Raw genomic sequence first — 21055 nt, 5'->3', positions numbered from 1 at the left:
TCGCCGCTGTGAATGTTCTGTGGGGAACGACCCGTTCCGGCGTGGTGAGTTGAGGGCAACTCACCCCTTCTGCTCGAAACCGGCGTCCGAACGTGCCGAAACCGTTATGCGCTCCCCCCATTGACACCCCGACCGCCCCCTCCTTACTGTCACGCCAACATTTCGAACGTGTGACGAAATTTCGAACAGAGCCGACGTTCACAAGGGGCAACTGCCGTGCGCATCACCGGAATCAGCACACACGTGGTCGGGACGCCGTGGCGCAACCTGACCTACGTCCAGGTGCACACCGACGAGGGAGTGACCGGTGTCGGCGAGACGCGGATGCTGGGCCACACCGACGCCCTCGTCGGTTACCTGAAGGAAGCCCAGGCCAACCATATTCTCGGCGCCGACCCGTTCGACACGGAAGCCCTGGTCCGGCGTATGAAGTACGGCGACTACGGACGCGCCGGGGAGATCGTGATGTCCGGTATCGCCCTGGTCGAGATGGCCTGCTGGGACATCAAGGGCAAGGCGCTCGGCGTGCCCGTCTGGCAGCTGCTCGGCGGCAAGGTGACCGACCGGGTCAAGGCGTACGCCAACGGCTGGTACACCACGGAGCGGACCCCGGAGGCCTACCACAAGGCCGCCCAGGAGGTCATGGCCCGCGGCTACAAGGCCCTGAAGATCGACCCCTTCGGCACCGGCCACTTCGAACTCGACCACGAGCAGAGCCTGTACGCCGTCTCCCTCATCGAGGCCGTGCGCGACGCCATCGGCCCGGAGACGGAGCTGATGCTGGAGATGCACGGCCGCTTCTCCCCCGCCACCGCCGTACGGCTCGCCCACGAACTGGCGCCCTTCAAGCCCGCGTGGCTGGAGGAGCCGGTTCCGCCGGAGAACCTGAAGGCCCTGGAGAAGGTCGCCGCCAAGGTGGACATGCCGGTCGCGACCGGTGAGCGCATCCACGACCGGATCGAGTTCCGCGAGCTGTTCGAGAGCCAGGCCGTCGACATCATCCAGCCGGACGTCGGGCACATCGGCGGCATCTGGGAGACCCGGAAGCTGGCCGCCACGGCGGAGACCCACTACATGCTCGTCGCGCCGCACAACGTCGGCGGGTCGGTGCTCACCGCCGCCTCGCTCCAGGTCGGTTTCACCACGCCGAACTTCAAGATCCTGGAGCACTTCAACGACTTCGCCGACGCGGAGATCAAGAAGGTGGTCAAGGGCGCCCCCGAGGTCGTCGACGGCTACTTTTACCTCTCCGACGCCCCCGGCCTCGGCGTCGAGCTGGACACCGACGCGGCGGCCGAGTTCCCGCAGCAGCAGGCCCGGTTCGACCTGTGGGCCGAGGGCTGGGAGCAGCGCAGGCCGAAGGAGTCCCGGTGAGCACCGCCGTCGTCGTCGAGGCGCCCGGCGAGCACCGGCTCGTCGAGCACACACCGCGCCCACCCGGTCCCGGCGAGGCGCTGGTGCGGGTGCACGCGGTCGGCATCTGCGGCAGCGACCGCGAGGTGTACCAGGGCAACCGGCCCGAGGGCTACGTCCGCTACCCCCTCACCCCCGGCCACGAGTGGTCGGGCACGGTGGCGGCGGTGGGCGCCGGGGTGCCCGGGGACCTGGTCGGCCGCAAGGTGGTCGGCGAGGGCTTCCGCAACTGCCAGGTGTGCGACCGCTGCCACGCCGGCGAGACCACGCTGTGCACCCACGGCTACGAGGAGACCGGCTTCACCCAGCCGGGCGCCATGGCCGGCACGCTCACCCTCCCGGCGCGGCTGCTGCACACCCTGCCGGACGACGCGGACCTCACCGCCGCCGCCCTGCTGGAGCCGGCCGCCTGTATCGCCGCCGCCGCGCTGAAGGGCCGGCCCCTGCCGGGCGAGCGGGTGGCCGTCGTCGGCACCGGCACGCTCGGGATGTTCGCGGTGCAGTTCCTGCACGCGGCCTCACCGGCCGAGCTGCTGGTCGTCGGCACCCGACCGGACCGTGCCGCCCTGTCCCGCGAGTTCGGCGCGACGGAGTTCCGCACCAAGGACGAGGAGCTCCCCGGCGACTTCGACGTGGTGATCGAGACGGCCGGCTCCGCCGACGCCGCCCGCACCGCCGCCGCCCTGCTGCGGCGCGGCGGCCGGCTGGTCCTGACGGGGATCCCGGCGCCCGGCGCCGACGGTCTGGACCCGACGGACCTGGTGGTGCGGCAACTGGAGGTGCACACCGTCTTCGGGGCGCCGCCGGACGCCTGGGCGCACACGGTGCGGGTGTTCGGCGCGGGGCTGCTCGACCCGCTGCCGCTGGTCACCCACGAGCTGCCGCTCACCGAGTTCGCCCAGGCCATCGAGCTGGTCGGCGCCGGTGATCCGAAGGTGGGCAAGGTGCTGCTGCGGCCCTAGACGTACGCCGGTACGGGGGCGACCCGACGGCCGCCGTACCGGCGTACCCGGGCCGCTTTCCGTCCACAGCGGCGAACCTTGTCCGATATCTCGAATATTTCGAATATCTCGAACAATGAAGGACAGCTTGTGACCGACGCTTCCGTCAGGGCAGCCCGCAGGCCCGGTGAGCAGGTGCTCACCGCGCTCGGCCTGGGCGCGCCCGCCCTCGACCCCTCCGACGCCTCACCGCACACCTTCCCCGGGGGTGGCCGCTGGCGCACCGAGATCCCCTCGTGCGAGGGACCCGAGGCGCTGGCGGTGGTCCTCAAGGAGTCCTCGCTCCTCGATGTGCCGATCCACCGGATCAGCCAGGGCAGCGGGGTGTGGATGCTGACCGACGCCGAGATCACCGAGATGGTCGAGGCAACCGCCGAACGCGACATCGAGCTCTGCCTGTTCACCGGCCCGCGCGGCACCTGGGACATCGGCGGCTCGACCCGGACGGACTCGCGCGGCGCGGGCCCGCGGACCCGCGGCCACGACGCGGTCGCCGGGTGCGTCGAGGACGCCGTACGGGCCACGGAGCTGGGGGTGAAGTGCCTGCTCGTCGCCGACGAGGGTGTGCTGTGGACCCTGCACCGGGCGCGCGAGGCCGGGATCATCCCGGCCGACACCACCCTGAAGGTGTCGGCGCTGATCGGTCCGGTCAACCCGGCGTCGTACGCCGTGTACGAGCGGCTGGGCGCCGACTCGGTCAATGTGCCCAGCGATCTGACGTTGGATCACCTCACCGAGATCCGGCGGGTGTCCGGCGCCCCCATGGACATGTACATCGAGGCCCCCGACGATCTCGGCGGCTATGTGCGGATGTACGAGGTCGCCGAGCTGATCCGGCGCGGCGCACCGCTCTATCTGAAGTTCGGCCTGTCCAAGGCTCCCGGGATCTACCCGTACGGCCACCACATGCGGGACGTCACCCTGGCCACCGCCAGGGAGCGGGTGCGGCGCGGCCGGCTGGCCCTGGACCTGCTCGCCCGGCACGGAGCCGACGCGGAGATGGCTCCGCTGGGCTCACGGATGCCCGGCAGTCTTCAGCGATTTGACACATGTTCATAAAGCTTGGAGCTGTCCTCTTCACAGAAGAGGACGCAGACAAACAGAATCCCACATCCACGACGCGGCCCTCCGGGCCGTTCCCAGCGTCGCCGCACACCCTGACCCAGCCGTGCTGACATCAAGGAAGATGACCATGCGCAATCGCCGAGCCGCACTCGCCGCCGCAGCCGCAGCCACCTCCCTCGCCCTCGCCCTGTCCGCCTGCGGCCAGAACAGCGAGGGCGGCAGTGAGGAGGACAAGGGCGGCGCCGACGGCGCCACCATCGGCATCGCGATGCCGACCAAGTCCTCCGAGCGCTGGATCGCCGACGGCAACAACGTCGTCAAGGATCTGGAGTCCAAGGGCTACAAGACCAAGCTGGTCTACGGCGAGGACGACCCCGACCAGCAGGTCTCGCAGATCGAGAACCTGATCACGCAGGGCGTGAGCGCCCTGATCATCGCGGCCATCGACAACAAGTCGATGAACAACGTCCTCCAGCAGGCCAAGGACGCCGACATCCCGGTGATCTCCTACGACCGCCTGATCCTGGGCACCGAGAACGTCGACTACTACGCGTCGTTCGACAACGAGAAGGTCGGCGAGCTCCAGGGCACCTACATGGTCGAGAAGCTCGGCCTGAAGGACGGCAGCAAGAAGGGGCCGTTCAACGTCGAGCTGTTCGCCGGCTCCAACGACGACAACAACACGCGCTACTTCTTCCAGGGCGCGATGAACGTCCTCCAGCCGTACATCGACAAGAAGCAGCTGGTCGTCAAGTCCGGCCAGACCGACCTGAACCAGGTCACCACCCTGCGCTGGGACGGCGGCACCGCGCAGAAGCGCATGGACGACATCCTGACCTCGGCCTACAAGAGCGACCGGGTCGACGCGGTCCTCTCGCCGTACGACGGCATCTCGATCGGCATCCTGTCGGCGCTGAAGTCGGACGACTACGGCTCCAAGGCCAAGCCGCTGCCGGTGGTCACCGGACAGGACGCCGAGGTCGCCTCGGTGAAGTCGATCATCGCCGACGAGCAGTCGATGACCGTCTACAAGGACACCCGCGAACTCGCCAAGGTGGCCTCCAACATGGTCGACGCCCTGCTGAACGACAAGAAGCCCGAGGTCAACGACGACAAGACCTACGACAACGGCTCGAAGGTCGTGCCCGCGTACCTGCTGGAGCCGGTCGCCGTCGACAAGGCCAACTACCAGGAGACCGTGGTCGACTCCGGCTACCTCAAGGAGAGCGACCTGAAGTGACCGAATCCCAACTGACCGCCTAACCCTAGGGATTGGAAGGCACGACCATGGCGGGACCCGTCCTGGAAATGCGCTCGATCGTCAAGACCTTTCCCGGCGTCAAAGCGCTGTCGGACGTCACACTGACCGTCCGGCAGGGCGAGGTCCACGCCATCTGCGGGGAGAACGGCGCCGGCAAGTCGACCCTGATGAAGGTCCTCTCCGGCGTCCACCCGCACGGCACCTACGAGGGCGAGATCCTCTTCGAGGGGGAGCCCTGCCGGTTCAAGGACATCCGGGCGAGCGAGCACCACGGCATCGTCATCATCCATCAGGAACTGGCCCTGGTGCCGTATCTCTCCATCGCGGAGAACATCTTCCTCGGCAACGAGCACGCGACCCGGGGGATCATCAGCTGGACCGAGACGCTGCGGCACGCCACCGAGCTGCTGCGGCGGGTCGGGCTCGGTGACCACCCGGACACCCGCGTCGCCGACATCGGCGTGGGCAAGCAGCAGCTCGTCGAGATCGCGAAGGCCCTGTCGAAGAAGGTGAAGCTGCTCATCCTGGATGAGCCGACCGCCGCGCTCAACGACGAGGACAGCGGCAAGCTGCTGGACCTCATCCTGGAGCTGAAGAAGCAGGGCATCACCTCGATCATCATCTCCCACAAGCTCAACGAGATCCGCCGGGTCGCCGACTCGGTGACGATCCTGCGCGACGGGCGCACCATCGAGACGCTCGACGTACGGGCGCCCGAGACCACCGAGGACCGGATCATCAGCGGGATGGTCGGCCGCGACCTGGAGCACCGCTTCCCGGAGCGGACCCCGCACGAGCCGGAGGAGGGTGCCGCGCCCGCGCTGGAGATCCGCAACTGGACCGTGCACCACCCGATCGACCAGCAGCGCAAGGTGGTCGACGACGTGTCGCTCACGGTGCGGCGCGGCGAGATCGTCGGCATCGCGGGCCTGATGGGCGCCGGCCGCACCGAGCTCGCGATGAGCGTGTTCGGGCGGACGTACGGCCGGCACGCGGGCGGTTCGGTCCTCAAGGACGGGCGTGAGATCCGCACCAGAACCGTCCCGGAGGCGGTCCGGCACGGCATCGCCTATGTCACCGAGGACCGCAAGCACTACGGCCTCAACCTCATCGACACCATCAACCGCAACATCTCCCTCAGTGCCCTGGGGAAGGTCGCCAAGCGCGGTGTGGTCGACGAGCACGAGGAGCGGCAGGTCGCCGAGGGCTACCGCAAGTCCATGAACATCAAGGCGCCCACCGTCTTCGAGCCGGTGGGCAAACTGTCCGGCGGCAACCAGCAGAAGGTCGTCCTCAGCAAGTGGATCTTCGCGGGTCCGGACGTGCTGATCCTGGACGAGCCGACGCGCGGCATCGACGTCGGTGCCAAGTACGAGATCTACACGGTCATCGACCGGCTGGCCGCCGAGGGCAAGGCGGTCGTCTTCATCTCCTCCGAGCTGCCGGAGCTGCTCGGCATGTGCGACCGCATCTACACGATGGCCGCGGGCCGGCTGACCGGTGAGTTCTCGCGGGCCGAGGCCTCGCAGGAATCGCTGATGCGTCAGATGACGAAGGACAAAGAGGTAACCCGATGAGCACGGATGTGACGGCCAGGACGCCGGCCCCCGCGCCGCCCGGCAAGGGCGGCACGACCTCGGGCGACGGCCTGCTCCAGTTGCTGCTGGACGGCATGCGCCGCAACATGCGGCAGTACGGCATGCTGATCGCGCTCGGCCTGATCGTGGTGCTGTTCGCGGTGTGGACCGACGGCGACCTGCTGCTGCCGCGCAACGTCTCCAACCTGGTCCTGCAGAACAGCTACATCCTGATCCTGGCGATCGGCATGATGCTCGTCATCATCGCCGGGCACATCGATCTGTCGGTCGGGTCGCTGACCGCGTTCATCGGCTCGATGGCCGCCGTGTTCATGGTGCGCAACGACCTGCCCTGGCCGGTCGCCGTGATCCTGTGCCTGGCCATGGGCGCGCTGGCGGGCGCGGCACAGGGGTTCTTCATCGCCTACGGCGGCATACCGTCGTTCATCGTGACCCTCGCGGGCATGCTGATCTTCCGCGGGCTGACCGAGATCTTCCTGGAGGGCCAGACCCTCGGCCCGTTCCCCGAGGGCCTGCAGAAGGTCGCCAACGGCTTCCTGCCCGAGACCGGTCCACAGACGAACTATCACAACCTCACCCTGCTGCTCGGGTTCGCGCTGATCGCCTTCGTGGTGTTCCAGGAGTTCCGCGACCGCAGGCGCCAGCAGGAGTTCGCGCTGGACGTGCCGCCGACCAAGCTGTTCGTGCTGAAGCTGATCGCGCTGTCCGCCGCGGTGCTCACGCTCACCCTGCTGCTGGCCAGCTACAAGGGCGCCCCGATCGTGCTGCTCATCCTCGGTGTGCTGCTCGTCGGCTTCGGCTACGTGATGCGCAACGCGATCATCGGCCGGCACATCTACGCGATCGGCGGCAACCTGCCCGCGGCCAAGCTGTCGGGCGTGAAGGACAAGAAGGTCACCTTCCTGGTCTTCCTGAACATGGGCATGCTCGCGGCCCTGGCGGGTCTGGTCTTCGCCGCCCGCTTCAACGCGGCCTCGCCCAAGGCCGGCCTGAACTTCGAGCTGGAGGCGATCGCGGCCTCGTTCATCGGCGGCGCGTCGATGAGCGGCGGTGTCGGCACCGTGCTCGGCGCGATCATCGGCGGTCTGGTCCTGGGCGTGCTGAACAACGGTATGAACCTCGTCGGCATCGGCACCGACTGGCAGCAGGTCATCAAGGGCCTGGTACTGCTGGCGGCCGTCGGGTTCGACGTGTGGAACAAGCGCAAGGTCGGTTCGTAGACCCGCCGGGCCCCGCCGCTCGGCGGGGCCCCTTCCCTTGCAGGAGCCGCACATGGACATGAGCAGACGTACGGTCATCGTCGGGGCCGCGGCAGCCGGAGTCACCGCCGCCACCCTCGGCACCGCGCACGCCGCCGAGGTCAGGAAGCCGGTACGGACACCGTTCGGCACGCTCGCCGACGGCACCAGGGTCCACCGCTGGTCCCTGGAGAACGGCGGCACCCGCCTGAAGGTCCTCTCCTACGGCGGGATCGTGCAGTCCCTGGAGGTCCCCGACCGCCGCGGCCGGCACACCAACGTCTCGCTGGGCTTCGACACCCTCGAGGACTACGTGTCCTCCAGCCCGTACTTCGGCGCGCTGATCGGCCGGTACGGCAACCGCATCGCCGAGGGCCGCTTCACCCTGGACGGCCGGACCCACCAGGTGTCCGTCAACGACGGCGAGAACACCCTGCACGGCGGCGCGCAGGGCTTCGACAAGCGGGTGTGGGACGTGGAGCCGTTCACCAAGGGCTCCGACGTCGGCCTGCACCTGTACTACACCAGCGTCGACGGCGAGATGGGCTACCCGGGCACGCTCCGCACGAAGGTCACCTACACCCTGACCCGCGACGGCGACTGGCGGATCGACTACGAGGCCACCACCGACCGGGCCACCGTCGTGAACCTCACCAGCCACGTGTACTGGAACCTGGCCGGCGAGTCGAGCGGCACCGTGTACGACCACGAGCTGTCCATCGCCGCCTCCCGCTACACACCGGTCGACGCGGGGCTGATCCCCACGGGCGAACTGGCGAAGGTGGCCGGCACCCCCTTCGACTTCCGCCGCGCCAAGACCGTCGGCGAGGACATCCGCGTGGCGCACCCGCAACTGCTCCACGGCAAGGGCCTGGACCACAACTGGGTCCTCGACAAGGGCATCACCTCCCGCCCCGGGCACATCGCCACCCTGCGCGACCCGTCCTCGGGCCGCACCCTGCGGATCGCCACCACCGAGCCGGGGCTCCAGTTCTACTCCGGCAACTTCCTGGACGGCTCGCTCGTCGGCAGCGGCGGCACCGTCTACCGGCAGGGCGACGGCCTCTGCCTGGAGACACAGCACTACCCGGACTCGCCGAACCACCCGTCGTTCCCGTCGACGGTGCTGCGGCCGGGGCAGACCTACCGGTCGACGACGGTGCACTCGTTCAGCGCGTGAGCACACATTTTCCTCACACCGCTTGAACGGCGCCTCGGCCCGACACGTATGAACGGGTGGCCCGTGCTCCCCCGCGCGGGCCACCCGGACGACGGGCCCGGACCTCCCCACCGGGCCCGCCTCACTCGGAGGTTCCATGGCCGACAACGTCACGTCGTTGTTCCGCAGCACCGCGGCGCACAGCCCCTCCATGGCTGCGCTGGCGCGGGAGGGCGGGGACGGGGCCGGCCCGGTGGACTTCTGCATCCCCTGCAATCCGTACTTCCCCACCCCGGCCATGTTCGACGACATGGCGAGCAGGCTGCGGGACATCATCACGTACTACCCGAGCAGCGCCGACACCATCACCGCCGAACTGTGCAGCCTGCTCCAGCTCCCGCCGCAGTGCGTGGCGATGGGCAACGGATCGACCGAGCTGATCACCTGGATCGACCACCTGCTGGTCCGTGAGTCCCTCGCCGTCCCCGTCCCCACCTTCGGCCGCTGGACCGACCAGCCGATGGAGACCGGCAAGCGGGTCGACATGTTCCCGCTCCAGGAGTCCGGCGGCTTCGCCCTGGACCTCGCGCAGTACGCCGAGTTCATCCGGGCCCGCGGCACCCGAGTCGCCGTCATCTGCAACCCCAACAACCCCGACGGCGGCTTTCTGCACAAGCACTCGGTCGTGCAGTTCATGGACGCGATGGCGGACCGGGACCTGGTCGTGATCGACGAGTCGTTCCTGGAGTTCGCCGACGCCGAGGCAGAGCCCAGCGTCGTCCAGGAGGCGATGATCCGGCCCAACGTCGTCGTGCTGCGCAGCCTCGGCAAGAACTTCGGGCTGCACGGCATCCGCTTCGGCTATCTGGTGGCCAACCCGGCGCTGGCCGGCCGGATCCGCTCGATGCTGCCCAAGTGGAATCTCAACTCCTTCGCCGAGCACGTGGTGTTCATGCTGAAGGAGCACGGCGCGGAGTACACGCAGAGCCTCCAGCAGGTCCGCCGCGACCGGCTGGAGATGGCCAGCCAGCTCTCCGCGCTCCCCGGCCTCACGGTCTACCCCTCCCAGGGGAACTTCCTCTTCGTGCGCCTGCCCGTGGGCGCCGAGGGCACCGTGGTCCGGGACCGGCTGCTGACCGAGCACCGGGTCCTGGTCCGGGAGTGCGGCAACAAGATCGGATCCTCCAGCCGCTTCCTGCGGCTCGTGGTGCGCCCCCAGGTGGACGTGCGTCGCCTGGTGTCCGGCCTGGAACAGGTGCTCTACGGGACCAGGAGGGGAGCCGCCGTGCCCGAGCTGGGCACCGGGACCAGCTACAGCTCGGGCACGGCGGCGGTGGACCGGCTCGTCAGTGCCACCAATGGCGCCGGGATGCACGGCCTTGCCGCTCAGGCCGTCGGCGCCATCGGTGCGGCCGGTGCCGGTGGCCCGGGCCCGGCAGCCGCCCCGGCCGCCGGCACCGGTATGCCGATGCCGGCCGCGCCGCAGCCCGGCGGGCCGGAGATGCCCATGCCGGCCGCCGCGCAGGCCTTCCCGCCACCGGCCGTACCCCAGCAGTTCCCGCCGCCCCAACCCCAGCTCCCGCTGCCCGCGGTCGCCCAGGCGGTGCCCCAGCCCGAACTGGTCCAGTCGTACCCCCAACCGCTCGCCCCCCAGCCGCCGTTCCCCCAGCCCGCCATCCCCCAGCAGGTCGTCCCCCAGCCCCCGATCCCGCAGCCCGCGATCCCGCAGCCCGCGATGCCGCAGGCCATGCCGCCCCAGGCGATCCCCCAGCAGCCCTCCGGCCCCACCCCGCCCGGTGTGCCCGCCCGGGGCGGCCTCACCGCCGCCCAGGTGCGGGGCATGACCGGCCCCGGTGTACCGGCCGGCCTGGCCACCGCACCCGCGACCGGCTGGCCGGGCGCCACCCACTGGCCGAACGCGGCCGGGATGGGGCAGACGGGCTGACCCACGGGGTCGGCGTGCTGTTCCGTCACGTACGGAACAGCCGGAGCCATCCCGGCAGGTCCACCTCCGCGCGCACGGTCTTCCCCGGCGCCGGACTCCGGTCCAGCACCTTCCACCGGTCGGCCAGGGCTTCGACCAGCACCAGGCCCCGCCCCGATTCGTCCGACGGACATGGGGGCCGTACGTCACCGGGACCGGCCGGGCAGGGCGCGGTGCGCGTGTCGGTGACCTCGATCCGGACGCTGCCGGGGACCAGGGCGAGCCGCAGTTCGAAGTCCCGGCCCGGCACCCGGCCGTGGGTCACGGCGTTCGCGGCCAGCTCGGCGACGACGACGGCCACGATGTCCAGGAGGTCCGTGCCACGCGGGACGCCCCAGGCGACGAGCTGGTTCAGCGCGAGGTACCTGGCGAGCCGGGCACCTCGCGGCGTGGAACTCAACCGCTGCGTGAACACACGTACGGTAACCGGCGGGCGGGCGGAGGGTGATGCGCTCATGGGCCCAATGTGAGGGCCGGAAAGGGCGGTTCACCAGGCATCGGCCGCGTACGCGGGGGCGGCGTACGCGGTCGCGGGCTGGACTGTACTCGTGACGGGCCGTGACCATGGGGCGCGGAGGTGACCGATGGTCGTCGAGGGTGTGGTGGGTAGCGGTGGCGAGCCCGAGTCGTCCGACAGCATGCGGACGTTCGGAGCGATGGTCCAGGCGTTACGGGAACACGCGGGGCTGAGCCGACAGGAGCTGGGCGAGCGGGTGCGTTACTCCAAACACACCGTGGCGTCGGTGGAGCTGGGCAGGCGTATGCCGGATCCGGCGTTCGTGGAGCGGGCGGAGGAGGTGCTGGGCAACACGGGGGCGCTGCGCAGGGCGGCGGAGCACCTGGGTCGGCAACCCGGGCTGGCGGCGTGGTTCAGGCGCTGGGCGCACATGGAGAAGGCGGCCATCACGCTGTACACGTACGAATGCCGGTTGATTCCAGGACTGTTGCAGACAGAAGCCTACGGGCGAACGTTGTTCACGAATCAGCTTCCGCCCCTGGGTGACGAGCAGATCGAGGCGCAGTGGACGGCCCGTGCGGAACGGCAACGGCTGTTACGGGAACGCCCCAACACGGCGTTCAGCTTCATCCTGGAGGAACACCTCTTCCGGCGGCGGACCGGAGGCGAGGCGGTCACGCGGCAGCTTGTCGGCCATTTACTGGAGATGGCGGCGCTGCGGAACATCGAGATCCAGATCATGCCGACGGAACAGGAGTCACACGCAGGGCTGGACGGTCCCATGCAACTGCTGGAAACCCCGGAGAACAAGTGGTTCGCCTACTGCGAGGGCCAGGAAAGCGGCCAGTTCATCGCTGACCCGAAGGTGGTCAGCATGCTCCAGATGCGGTATGCCAGGATGCGCTCACAGGCTCTCACTCTCAAGGACTCGACGAGCCTGTTGCGGCGGATGCAAGGAGACCTATGAGCACCAGCGAACTGGCTTGGTTCAAGAGCAGTTACAGCAGCGGTGGTTCGGGCGACTGCGTAGAGATCGCCCTCACCCCCTCCACCGTGCACGTCCGTGACTCCAAGGACCGGCAGGGACCGCGGATGGCCGTGTCCCCCGCCGTGTGGGGCGACTTCCTCGGCCATCTCACGAAGTGACCTACGGGGTCAGCCTGATCACGTTCCAGGACAGCGGCTCCAGGACCGTGGTGAGCCGGCCGTCCCGCAGGACGGTGCCCGTCACCCGGTGCGGAACGACCCGCTCGGGGTCGTCGAGCGTGTTGCGGGCGTCGGGGTCGGCGTCCGCGAGCACGCTGTGCTCGACGACCCCGGTCAGGCCCAGCCCGTTGAGGGTGACGTCGAGCGGCAGCGCCTCGGTCCGGCCGCGGTTGACGGCGAAGACGGTGACCGTGCCGTCCTCGGCGCGCACGGCGGTGGCGTGCAGCAGGTCGGTCTCGCCGTACCTGCGGGTGACGTACGTCGGCGAGTCCACCCGTACGTCGAGGACCTGGCCGCGGCCGTGCCCGGAGGCCTGCGCGAAGGGGAAGAAGGTGGTCTGCCGCCAGGCGGGGCCGCCGGGCTCGGTCATGATCGGCGCGATGACGTTGACCAGTTGGGCGAGGCAGGCGACGGTGACCCGGTCGGCGTGCCGCAGCAGCGCGATCAGCAGCGAGCCGAGGACGACGGCGTCGGTGACGCTGTAGTTGTCCTCCAGCAGGCGCGGGGCCTCCGGCCAGTCGTGCGGATCGGCGGCCCGGGCCTGTTCCTGCGACCGGGACATGTACCAGACGTTCCACTCGTCGAAGGAGAGGTCGATCCGCTTCGTCGACTTCAGGCGGGCACCGACGTGGTCGCAGGTGGCGACGACGCTCTCGATGAAGGCCTCCATGTCCACGGCGGAGGCGAGGAACGAGTCGGTGTCGCCGTCCACGGGTTCGTAGTAGGCGTGCAGGGAGATGTGGTCGACCAGGTCGTACGTCTCCTGGAGCACCGTCGCCTCCCACTGCGCGAAGGTGGGCATGGCCCGGCTCGAGGAGCCGCAGGCGACGAGTTCGACGCCCGGGTCGAGCTGCCGCATGGCGCGGGCGGTCTCGGCGGCGACGCGGCCGTACTCCTCGGCGGTCTTGTGGCCGGTCTGCCAGGGGCCGTCCAGCTCGTTGCCGAGGCACCAGAGCCTGATGCCGAAGGGGTCCTTGTCGCCGTGCGCGACCCGGAGGTCCGACAGCGCGGTGCCCTCGGGATGGTTGGCGTACTCCTGGAGCCGGACGGCCTCGGCCACACCGCGGGTGCCGAGGTTCACGGCCATCATCGGTTCGGCCTCCGGGCCGATCCTGCGCACGAAGCCGATGTACTCGCTGAGCCCGAAGCGGTGGGTCTCCGTGGAGTGCCAGGCGAGGTCGAGTCGGCGGGGGCGGTCCGCGGCCGGTCCGACGGAGTCCTCCCACCGGTGGCCTGAGACGAAGTTGCCGCCGGGGTAGCGGATCACCGTGACGCCCAGTTCGCGGACCAGGTCCAGGACGTCGGTCCGGATGCCGGCCTCGTCGGCCAGGGGGTGGTCCGGTTCGAAGATGCCGGTGTAGACGCAGCGGCCGAGGTGTTCGACGAAGGACCCGAAGAGGCGGGGGCCGGCGGTGCCGACGGTGAAGGCGGGGTCGAGGGTGAAACGTGCGGTGCGCATCTGTTCCTTCCGGGGTGCGGATACTCCTCGGCCGATCTGTTCGGTATTTCGGATGTAGCTCGGAAGCTCGAACGGACCGTAGGATCACGGCGGTTGGGCGTCAATGGGGCCCACACGGCTTTCGACAGGTCGCGGTCGTTCTCGGTTGAACAACGGTCGCGGGATCGCATGACGCGGGCAGTTCCGTCCGCGTAGTCTCGAACAGCCCGCCGTACGGCGGCGAGAGGGGGTGCCATGGACTTCGCGGCGCTACGACGACGGCGGCGCGGCCCGCGCATGCGCACCCTCGCCGCCGAACTCGGCACCGCGCTGCGGGCCCGCCCGCGTCCCCCCGCCGACGCCCGCGAACTGTGCCGCGCACTGTGCGAGGCGATGGCCGCGCGCCGCGGCGGACGCCCCGTGGAGCTGCGCTTCGAACGCTTCCCCGACGAGATCGAAGTGACCGGTCTGTGGGTGGAGTTCCAGGACTTCGACCTCGTCATCGTCGAGGAACGCGCCGAGGCCGTGCAGCAACTGGTCATCCTCGGACACGAGTTGTGGCATCTGCACGCCGGGCACGGTCACCGGCAGGCCGTCGGCTCGGCCGCGGCCCACGCCCTCGCGGAGCGGCCCGGCTGGAAGGGCCCGGCGCTGGCCGCAGCCGCCCGCAACGGCTCCCGGCGCCGGGAGGAGTCCGAGGCCGAGGAGTTCGGCCACCGGCTGGCCGCGCAGTTCCGGCCCCTGCTGTCCCAGGGCGGGGGCGGCCGCGAGGAGTTGGGGCCGGTGCAGCGGTCGCTGGGCTACCGCGGACGCGGCGGGGCGGCGCCGTGACCCGGGTCCTCGCACTGGACCCTGCCGGGCTCCTCGACAAGGTGTACATCTCCTTCTGGATCCCGACCGTGGTGCTGACGGCCGCCCTGGCCATCAAGCTGCCCACCATCGTCCGGCTGTGGCGGGACCCGCTGCTGCGCGCGGTCGGCGGCCTGCTGCTGCTCGCCTGCGCCGTGTTCGTCTTCGTGGCGCCGTCCACCATCGCCTGGACCAACCGCGTCACCGGAGTGCCCAACATCTCCGCGCCCTGGTGCTACTCCCTGCTCACCGCGTTCTGCGCGTCCTGCCTGCTGCTGATCATCGCCTGGCGCAACGGGCTGTCCGAGCGCTCCGCCGAGGCCCGCCGGGCGATGCGCTGGGTCGTCGGCACCTACACGGGCGTCATCGTCGCGCTGTGGGTGCTGTTCTTCCTGGCCGACGTGCCCGAGGAGCGGCTGCGCGACCTCGACACGTACTACGCCAACACCCCCTTCATGCGCGAGGAGATAGTCCTCTATCTGCTCGCGCACTGCGTGGCCGTCCTGATCACGTCCAAGCTGATCTGGGAGTGGGTGCGCACCGACGGACTGGACGCCTGGCTGCGCTGGGGGCTGAAGTTCCTCGGCGTCGGCTACGGACTGAACCTGATCTTCGACGCGTCCAAGCTCACCGCCGTGGCGGCCCGCTGGACCGGCCACGACCTGGACTGGCTGAGCACCGACCTGGCGCCGCCGGTGGCCTGTCTGTCCGCGATCCTGATCGCGGTCGGCTTCATCCTGCCGCACGCCGGCCAGTACCTGCACGGCCGCTGGCGGGTCCGGCTCGCCCATCACCGGCTCCGCCCGCTGTACGTGCTGATGCGCCGGGTCAACGGCTCCGGCGCGCCCTGCATCCTGCGCGCCAACCCCGAACTGCGGCTGATCCGCCGCGAGACGTTCATCCGCGACGTGCTGCTCCCGCTGGCCCGGCATCTCGACGAGGATCTGCGGAGCCGGTCCTACGAGGCGGCGCTCGGTCTCGGTCACCCGCCCGGCCGGGCCAAGGCGCTGGCGGCGGCCGTCGCCGTCCGGGACGCCGTCGACACCGGCCGGCAGGCACCGGACGGAGACGGCGGCGGGAACCCCGACCCCACGGATCTGCTCCAGGACATCGGGGCGCTGTCCCGAGCCCTCCGTCACCCCGACGTCATCGACGCGGTCCGCGCCCGGGCCGCCGCACCCGTAGAGAGCGTGTCCGTACATGAGTGAACGCACCGCCACCGCTGTCGTCCTCGGCGGTTCCCTCGCCGGCATGCTCGCGGCCCGCGCCCTGGCCGGCACCGTCGGCCGGGTCGTCGTCGTGGAGCGCGACACGCTGCCCACCGGGCCGGACGCGCGCCGGGGACTGCCGCAGGCGCGCCATGTGCACCAGCTGTGGTCGGGTGGGGCACTGGCCCTGGAGGACCTGCTGCCGGGGATCATCGAGCGGCTCACCGGCGCCGGGGCGCACCGGCAGCGCGTCACCACCGACATGGTGATGCTGTCGGCGCAGGGCTGGTTCCGGCGCTGGGCGCAGTCCCACTTCATGCTGCTGTGCACCCGGGACCTGCTGGACGCGACGGTGCGGGCGCAGGTGCTGGCCGACGAGCGGATCGAACTGCTCGACGCGACGGAGGTGCTGTCGCTGTGCGGCACGGACACCGCCGTCACCGGAGTGCGGATCCGGCGGACGGACGGCACCGAGAGCACACTGACGGCCGGCCTGGTCGTGGACGCGACGGGACGCGCCTCGCGGATGCCGCGCTGGCTGACGGAGTTCGGGCTGCCCGAGCCGGAGCGGCGGGAGGTGGACGCCGGGCTGGTGTACGCGAGCCGGCTCTACCGGGCGCCGGAGGAGGCCCGCGACGGCTTCCCCGTCGTCAACGTGCAGGCGGACCCGCGCACCGGCCGGCCGGGACGCGGGGGTGTGCTCCTGCCGGTCGAGGACGGGCAGTGGCTCGTCACCCTGCACGGCACCCGGGGCGGCGAACCGGCCTCCGACACGGCCGACTTCGAGCGGTACGCGCGCGAGGAGCTGCGGCATCCGGTCGTCGCGGACCTGATCGGGCGGGCCGAGCCGCTCGGCGACGTGGCGTTCACCCGGATGACGGTCAACCGGCGGCACTACTACGAGCGCATGCCGGCGTGGCCGGAGAACCTGGTGGTGCTGGGGGACGCACTCGCCGCGTTCAACCCCGTGTACGGGCACGGCATGTCCGTGGCCGCGCAGGGCGCCGTGGCCCTGCGCGACGTCGTGGTGCGCCGCGGATGGGGCTCCCCCGGGCTGGCGCGGCGGGCCCAGCGGGCGATGGCCCGGCCGGTGGCTGCGGCCTGGGACCTCGCGATCGGGCAGGACGTGTTCTGTCCGGGGGCGACCCGGACGGGGCCGACGCTGCGGGAGCGGCTCGCCGCGGCGTACGTGAACCGGCTCCTGTACACCGCCACCGGCAACGGCCGTGTGGCCCGGAAGGTGACCGACGTCATGTCCCTGGAGCGGGGGGCGGAGGTGCTGCTGGCTCCGGGGATGCTGCTGGCGGCGGCGGTGGGACCGCTCCGCCCGCCGCTGAACGAGGTGCCGCTGACGGCCGAGGAGCTCAAGGCGGCGGGGTTGTCGTAGCCCGCCGGACGGCCGACAGGCCAGCCCCCTGGACGACGGCACACGGGAGGGCCGCCACGGCGCCGGCGTGCGGCGCCGCGACGGCCTCGGCGATCCCCTACCCGGCGAACGCCGGCTGTGCCAGCCCCTTGCCCGCCCCCGGCACCACCAGGACGGAACCCGCCAGCGGATCGGGCGCCGTGAGGCCCACCCGGGCGGTGGTGACGTACAGGTCCGTCAGGTCGGGTCCGCCGAACGCGCAGGCCGTGCCCCTGGGCGTGGGCAGGCCGATCACCCGGTCCAGTCGGCCGTCCGGCGTGTAGCGGCGTACGGCCGCCCCGTCCCACAGCGCCACCCACACGCAGCCGTCCGCGTCGACCGTCAGACCGTCGGGGTAGCCGGCGCCGTCCTCGATCCGCGCGAGGGTGCGCCGGTTGGTGACCCGGCCGTCCCGGTGGTCGAAGACGTCGACGCGGCGGGTCGGTGAGTCGACGTAGTACATCAGGCGTCCGTCGGGGCTCCAGCCCGTGCCGTTGCTGACCGTCACGTCGTCCAGGACCGGGACCACCGAGCCGTCGGCGGACACGCGGGACAGGGTGCCGCCGCCCGGGGTCTCGTCGTAGTGCATCGTCCCCGCCCACAGCGAGCCGTCGGGGGCGACGGCGGCGTCGTTGGCGCGGCGGCCGGGCACGGGGTCGTGGTGCAGCCAGCAAAAGGAGCCGTCCGGGTCGAGCAGTGCCACTCCGTCGCGGAGGTTGAGGACCAGTCCGGAGCCGGTGCGCGGTTTGGCCGCGCCGATGTGCTGAGGGGTCGTACGGACCGTCCGGCGGCCGGTCGCGGGGTCGTAGGTGTGCAGCCGGGAGCCCAATATGTCGATCCAGATCAGCCTGGCCGCCACCGGGTCCCACGTCGGGCCCTCACCGAGGGTCGCCTCGGCGCGCACCGCCACTTCGTACTTCATGCCGCGCTCCGGTGGCCGAGACGTTCGGACAGTTCGGCGGCGCCCTTCGCGGCGAGCTGCTCCAGTTCGGCGCGGCGCTCGTCGCTCCATCGGATCATGGGCACCGAGATGGACAGCGCGGCCACCACCCGGCCGGTGCGGTCCCGGACCGGCGCGGCCACACAGCTCACGTCGGGATTGGACTCGCGGCTCTCCACCGCGATCCCCCGCTCGCGGATGCCGGTCAGCGCCTCGCGCAGGGCCACCGGGTCGGTCACGCTGTTCGGGGTCATCGCGACCAGCTCCGCACCGTCCGGGATGCGCGCGGCCAGCTCCGGCTCGGGCAGCGAGGCGAGCAGCATCTTGCCGACGGACGTGCAGTGCGCGGGCAGCCGGCGGCCGGCCGCGGAGACCATCCGCACCGCGTGCGTGGAGTCCACCTTGGCGATGTAGATGACGTCGGTGCCCTCCAGGATCGCCACGTGCACGGTCTCGTCGCAGGTCTCGGCGACGGACCGGGCGACCTGCTGGCCCTCGGCGGCGAGGTCGAGCTGCTCGGCGTAGCGGCTGCCGAGCTGGTACGGGCGCACGCCGAGGCGGTAGCGCCCCGGCTGGCCCGGCACCTGGACGATGTACGACCTGGCGGCGAGCGTGGTGACCAGCTCGTGCACGGTCGTGCGCGGCAGCTGGAGCCTGCGCACGATGTCGGGGGCGGAGAGCGTGCCGTCTCCGTCGAGAAAGAGCTCCAGGATGTCGAGAGCCCGGGTCACGGCTGGTACGAGGCGTCCCACGGCCGGCCCCCTCCCTTGCGTGTGAGACTTGCGTCTGAGGCGTCTGTCCGAGGCTGTGTCCGTCCCAGCCTCGTTCGATATTTCAACTGCCGATCGGAATGGCGAACACAGGCTACTCATGGAGCCTTTGCCCGGGCAATGCCCTGCGCTGGTCGGATACGCACCGGGCGCGCTCGTTCCGCTCACGGACGCGCGCCCGTCGCACTCCAATCCGCGCGCGGACGCGCGGCCGGCACACTCCACTCCGCGCACGGACGCGCGGCCGGGGGGCTCACGCCGCGTGCGCTGGCGCCCGCACGCTACCCTCACCCCACGCACGCGGACGCCCGCACTCCGCTCGTCCCGACGCCTCGTGCTCGGCCCGCCCGCGGCGGGGCCGGGGCGCGCCGGCCGGGTCCGTTCAGGTACGGACCCGGCCGAACTCGCCGCGCAGGCGCCGGGCCCGCAGCACCAGTTCCAGCTCGAACCGGCGGTCGGGGTCGTCGATCTCGTCCCCCCACAGCTGCCGGATCTGCCGCAGCCGGTAGCGGACGGTCTGCGGATGCACACCGAGCCGAGCGGCCACCTCCGGCGCACCGCCGCGGGTCTCCAGCCACGCCAGCAGCGTCTCCGCGAGCCGCCGCCCGTGGGTGGGCCCGCAGTGCGCGAGCGGGGCGAGGCATCTGAGGGCCAGGTCGTCGATCAGCTCCTCCGGCTGGAGCAGGACGAGGGCCTCGGTGTGCTCGGTGCAGAACAGCACCTCGCCGGCGGGCAGCAGACGCCGCTCCATCAGGTGCACGGCGGCCTCGGCCCAGCGCAGCGACTTGGCGGCGTGGGCGAGCGGCACGGGCGGTCCGATCGCGCCGGACCAGCCGCCGAGCGCCCGCTGCAGCAGTTCCTGCCGGCCCGCGGCGTCCGGCTCGGGCACGACCATGCGCGGCTGCTCGTACTCCAGGTCCAGCAGCACGCCCTGCCCGACCGCGGGTGCCAGCGCCTCGCGGGCCGGGCGCAGCAGCACCCCGACGGCGACCCGTTCGGGCAGCGCCCAGCCGATCCGGGCGGCCCGTTCGGAGAGGGCGTCGGCGGGGTCGCTGCGGTGCCGCTCGGCGAGCAGCAGCTCCATGAGGCGGCGTTGCAGGCGCAGGCGTTCCCCTGCCTGCCGGGCCGCGGCCTCGGCGTAGCCGCGCACGGACTGGTCGACCAGGCCGTCGAGGTACTCGTAGCCGGCGTCGACGAGTTCGTACATCGCCGGCGGCGGGATCTCCACCCGCTGCCCGATGTCGGCGAAGCGGCGCCAGGCCAGCCGGACGCCCATCCGGTAGATCGCCTGGAGGGAGTCCAGGGTGCGGCCGTTGTAGCCCTCGCCGCGGCCGAAGTCCTGGAAGACGCCGGGCGGCACGGTGGGGCGGCCGGAGGAGTAGTCGGCCTGCTCCAGGTGCTGTACGAAGGCCTCTATCGCGCGGCGGATGCCGACGAGCGCCATCGGCTCGCCGTTCTCGTCGAGGACGACGGGCAGGTGCGGGTACTCGCGGCGGATCTCGCGCAGGATCTCCTCGGCGAGCGCGGGCGCCTCGGCCATGGCGATCGCCGCGAACCGGCGCACCTGGAGCCGGGGCACCTCGTGCCAGGCGGAGCGGGTGGTGACCGTTGCCGGGCGGGCCGCCACGGTCAGCTCCCCTGGCCCGCTTGCTCGTATGTGATCAGGGGTGTGTTGGGCTGGTCGGGCGTCGCTTCGAGCAGCGCGACGATGCCGAGCGCGGTGACCACCGCGAGGGCGGCGGCCACGACGACGGTCACGGTGGCGGCGATCAGTCTGGACATGCGGGGTCAGCCTCTCTCGTCCAGAGTCCGGAGGTCGTCCCACCCCGGCGCCCCACCCGTGCCGGTCCCCGCCCAGTGTCGACAGGCCCGTCACGCGGCGTCAAGGGGCCGGTATCGGCCCGGGCTCACTTTGTGACGTGACGTCAGGTACAACAAGGCCCGAAATTGTCACGCCGGTGAGTAGCCGTGGCGAACGGCTCGGCGAAAACTGTCCACCCCACCCCGAGCACAACCCGTCCACAGCCCCCGCTCAGGACAAGCACAGAGAACGATCCCTCCCC

At 71.0% G+C, this 21055-nt stretch carries 19 protein-coding genes; 13 read left to right on the top strand and 6 right to left on the bottom strand.

Annotated features, from left to right (window positions below):
* Positions 1-216 precede the first annotated feature (216 nt).
* The 8 genes from DN051_RS26385 (at position 217) to DN051_RS26350 (ending at position 10680) form a co-directional block, all read left to right on the top strand.
* The gene (locus tag DN051_RS26385) at positions 217-1374 is read left to right on the top strand and encodes a mandelate racemase/muconate lactonizing enzyme family protein (protein ID WP_112439622.1); all 1158 of its coding nucleotides are present in this window, start codon (positions 217-219) and stop codon (positions 1372-1374) included.
* Positions 1371-2375: a zinc-dependent alcohol dehydrogenase gene (locus tag DN051_RS26380; RefSeq protein WP_053758617.1), complete on the top strand. Its 1005-nt coding sequence runs from the start codon at positions 1371-1373 to the stop codon at positions 2373-2375. The genes DN051_RS26385 and DN051_RS26380 overlap by 4 nt, the downstream gene beginning before the upstream one ends.
* A gap of 129 nt (positions 2376-2504) precedes the next feature.
* The gene (locus DN051_RS26375; RefSeq protein ID WP_053758618.1) at positions 2505-3473 is read left to right on the top strand and encodes a hypothetical protein; all 969 of its coding nucleotides are present in this window, start codon (positions 2505-2507) and stop codon (positions 3471-3473) included.
* A 133-nt stretch (positions 3474-3606) separates the two neighbouring features.
* Positions 3607-4719 carry a multiple monosaccharide ABC transporter substrate-binding protein gene (chvE, locus tag DN051_RS26370; protein ID WP_053758619.1) on the top strand — a complete coding sequence of 371 codons (1113 nt, stop codon included), beginning with the start codon at positions 3607-3609 and terminating at the stop codon, positions 4717-4719.
* A gap of 47 nt (positions 4720-4766) precedes the next feature.
* The gene (mmsA, locus tag DN051_RS26365) at positions 4767-6317 is read left to right on the top strand and encodes a multiple monosaccharide ABC transporter ATP-binding protein (protein ID WP_053758620.1); all 1551 of its coding nucleotides are present in this window, start codon (positions 4767-4769) and stop codon (positions 6315-6317) included.
* Positions 6314-7558 (top strand): multiple monosaccharide ABC transporter permease, encoded by a 1245-nt coding sequence (mmsB, locus tag DN051_RS26360; protein ID WP_053758621.1) that lies wholly within the window; start codon positions 6314-6316, stop codon positions 7556-7558. Before mmsA ends, mmsB begins: the two co-directional genes overlap by 4 nt.
* Positions 7559-7610: 52 nt before the next feature.
* Positions 7611-8756: an aldose epimerase family protein gene (locus DN051_RS26355; protein WP_112439621.1), complete on the top strand. Its 1146-nt coding sequence runs from the start codon at positions 7611-7613 to the stop codon at positions 8754-8756.
* A 136-nt stretch (positions 8757-8892) separates the two neighbouring features.
* Positions 8893-10680, top strand: a complete 1788-nt coding sequence (locus tag DN051_RS26350) for a pyridoxal phosphate-dependent aminotransferase (protein WP_112439620.1) — start codon at positions 8893-8895, stop codon at positions 10678-10680.
* Between the two features lie 25 nt (positions 10681-10705).
* Here DN051_RS26350 and DN051_RS26345 read toward each other — a convergent pair whose 3' ends face one another.
* Positions 10706-11176, bottom strand: coding sequence for an ATP-binding protein (locus DN051_RS26345; RefSeq protein WP_112439619.1), 471 nt, complete (start codon positions 11174-11176; stop codon positions 10706-10708).
* A gap of 127 nt (positions 11177-11303) precedes the next feature.
* On the opposite strand from DN051_RS26345, the gene DN051_RS26340 reads away from it, so the two are divergent.
* On the top strand, positions 11304-12143 hold the full coding sequence (locus DN051_RS26340; RefSeq protein WP_053758304.1) for a helix-turn-helix domain-containing protein: 840 nt from the start codon (positions 11304-11306) through the stop codon (positions 12141-12143).
* Complete coding sequence (locus tag DN051_RS26335) at positions 12140-12322, top strand: DUF397 domain-containing protein (RefSeq protein WP_053758303.1); 183 nt, start codon at positions 12140-12142, stop codon at positions 12320-12322. Before DN051_RS26340 ends, DN051_RS26335 begins: the two co-directional genes overlap by 4 nt.
* A 1-nt stretch (position 12323) precedes the next feature.
* Here DN051_RS26335 and arfA read toward each other — a convergent pair whose 3' ends face one another.
* Positions 12324-13841 carry an arabinosylfuranosidase ArfA gene (gene arfA / locus DN051_RS26330; RefSeq protein ID WP_112439618.1) on the bottom strand — a complete coding sequence of 506 codons (1518 nt, stop codon included), beginning with the start codon at positions 13839-13841 and terminating at the stop codon, positions 12324-12326.
* A gap of 234 nt (positions 13842-14075) precedes the next feature.
* Between arfA and DN051_RS26325 the strand changes: the two genes are divergently transcribed.
* Genes DN051_RS26325 through DN051_RS26315 form a run of 3 tightly spaced genes read left to right on the top strand, consistent with a single transcriptional unit; the run spans position 14076 to position 17264 of the window.
* Positions 14076-14651: a toxin-antitoxin system, toxin component family protein gene (locus DN051_RS26325; RefSeq protein WP_199314679.1), complete on the top strand. Its 576-nt coding sequence runs from the start codon at positions 14076-14078 to the stop codon at positions 14649-14651.
* Entirely contained in the window at positions 14648-15877 is a 1230-nt protein-coding gene (locus DN051_RS26320) for an MAB_1171c family putative transporter (RefSeq protein WP_053758300.1), read from the top strand. The genes DN051_RS26325 and DN051_RS26320 overlap by 4 nt, the downstream gene beginning before the upstream one ends.
* Complete coding sequence (locus tag DN051_RS26315; protein ID WP_079000720.1) at positions 15870-17264, top strand: FAD-dependent oxidoreductase; 1395 nt, start codon at positions 15870-15872, stop codon at positions 17262-17264. Before DN051_RS26320 ends, DN051_RS26315 begins: the two co-directional genes overlap by 8 nt.
* A 97-nt stretch (positions 17265-17361) precedes the next feature.
* Here the strand turns inward: DN051_RS26315 and DN051_RS26310 are convergent, their stop codons facing one another.
* The 4 genes from DN051_RS26310 to DN051_RS45895 form a co-directional block, all read right to left on the bottom strand.
* The gene (locus DN051_RS26310; RefSeq protein WP_053758299.1) at positions 17362-18204 is read right to left on the bottom strand and encodes an SMP-30/gluconolactonase/LRE family protein; all 843 of its coding nucleotides are present in this window, start codon (positions 18202-18204) and stop codon (positions 17362-17364) included.
* Positions 18201-18974, bottom strand: coding sequence for an IclR family transcriptional regulator (locus DN051_RS26305; RefSeq protein ID WP_053758298.1), 774 nt, complete (start codon positions 18972-18974; stop codon positions 18201-18203). Before DN051_RS26305 ends, DN051_RS26310 begins: the two co-directional genes overlap by 4 nt.
* Before the next feature lie 400 nt (positions 18975-19374).
* Positions 19375-20619, bottom strand: coding sequence for a PucR family transcriptional regulator (locus DN051_RS26300; protein WP_053758297.1), 1245 nt, complete (start codon positions 20617-20619; stop codon positions 19375-19377).
* Between the two features lie 2 nt (positions 20620-20621).
* Positions 20622-20774 (bottom strand): hypothetical protein, encoded by a 153-nt coding sequence (locus tag DN051_RS45895; RefSeq protein ID WP_199314677.1) that lies wholly within the window; start codon positions 20772-20774, stop codon positions 20622-20624.
* Between the last annotated feature and the right edge of the window lie 281 nt (positions 20775-21055).

The organism is Streptomyces cadmiisoli (genome assembly GCF_003261055.1).
In the GTDB taxonomy this organism is placed as follows: domain Bacteria; phylum Actinomycetota; class Actinomycetes; order Streptomycetales; family Streptomycetaceae; genus Streptomyces; species Streptomyces cadmiisoli.
Note: the sequence above shows the minus strand (reverse complement) of the source record. Positions and strands in the feature narration are given on the sequence as shown.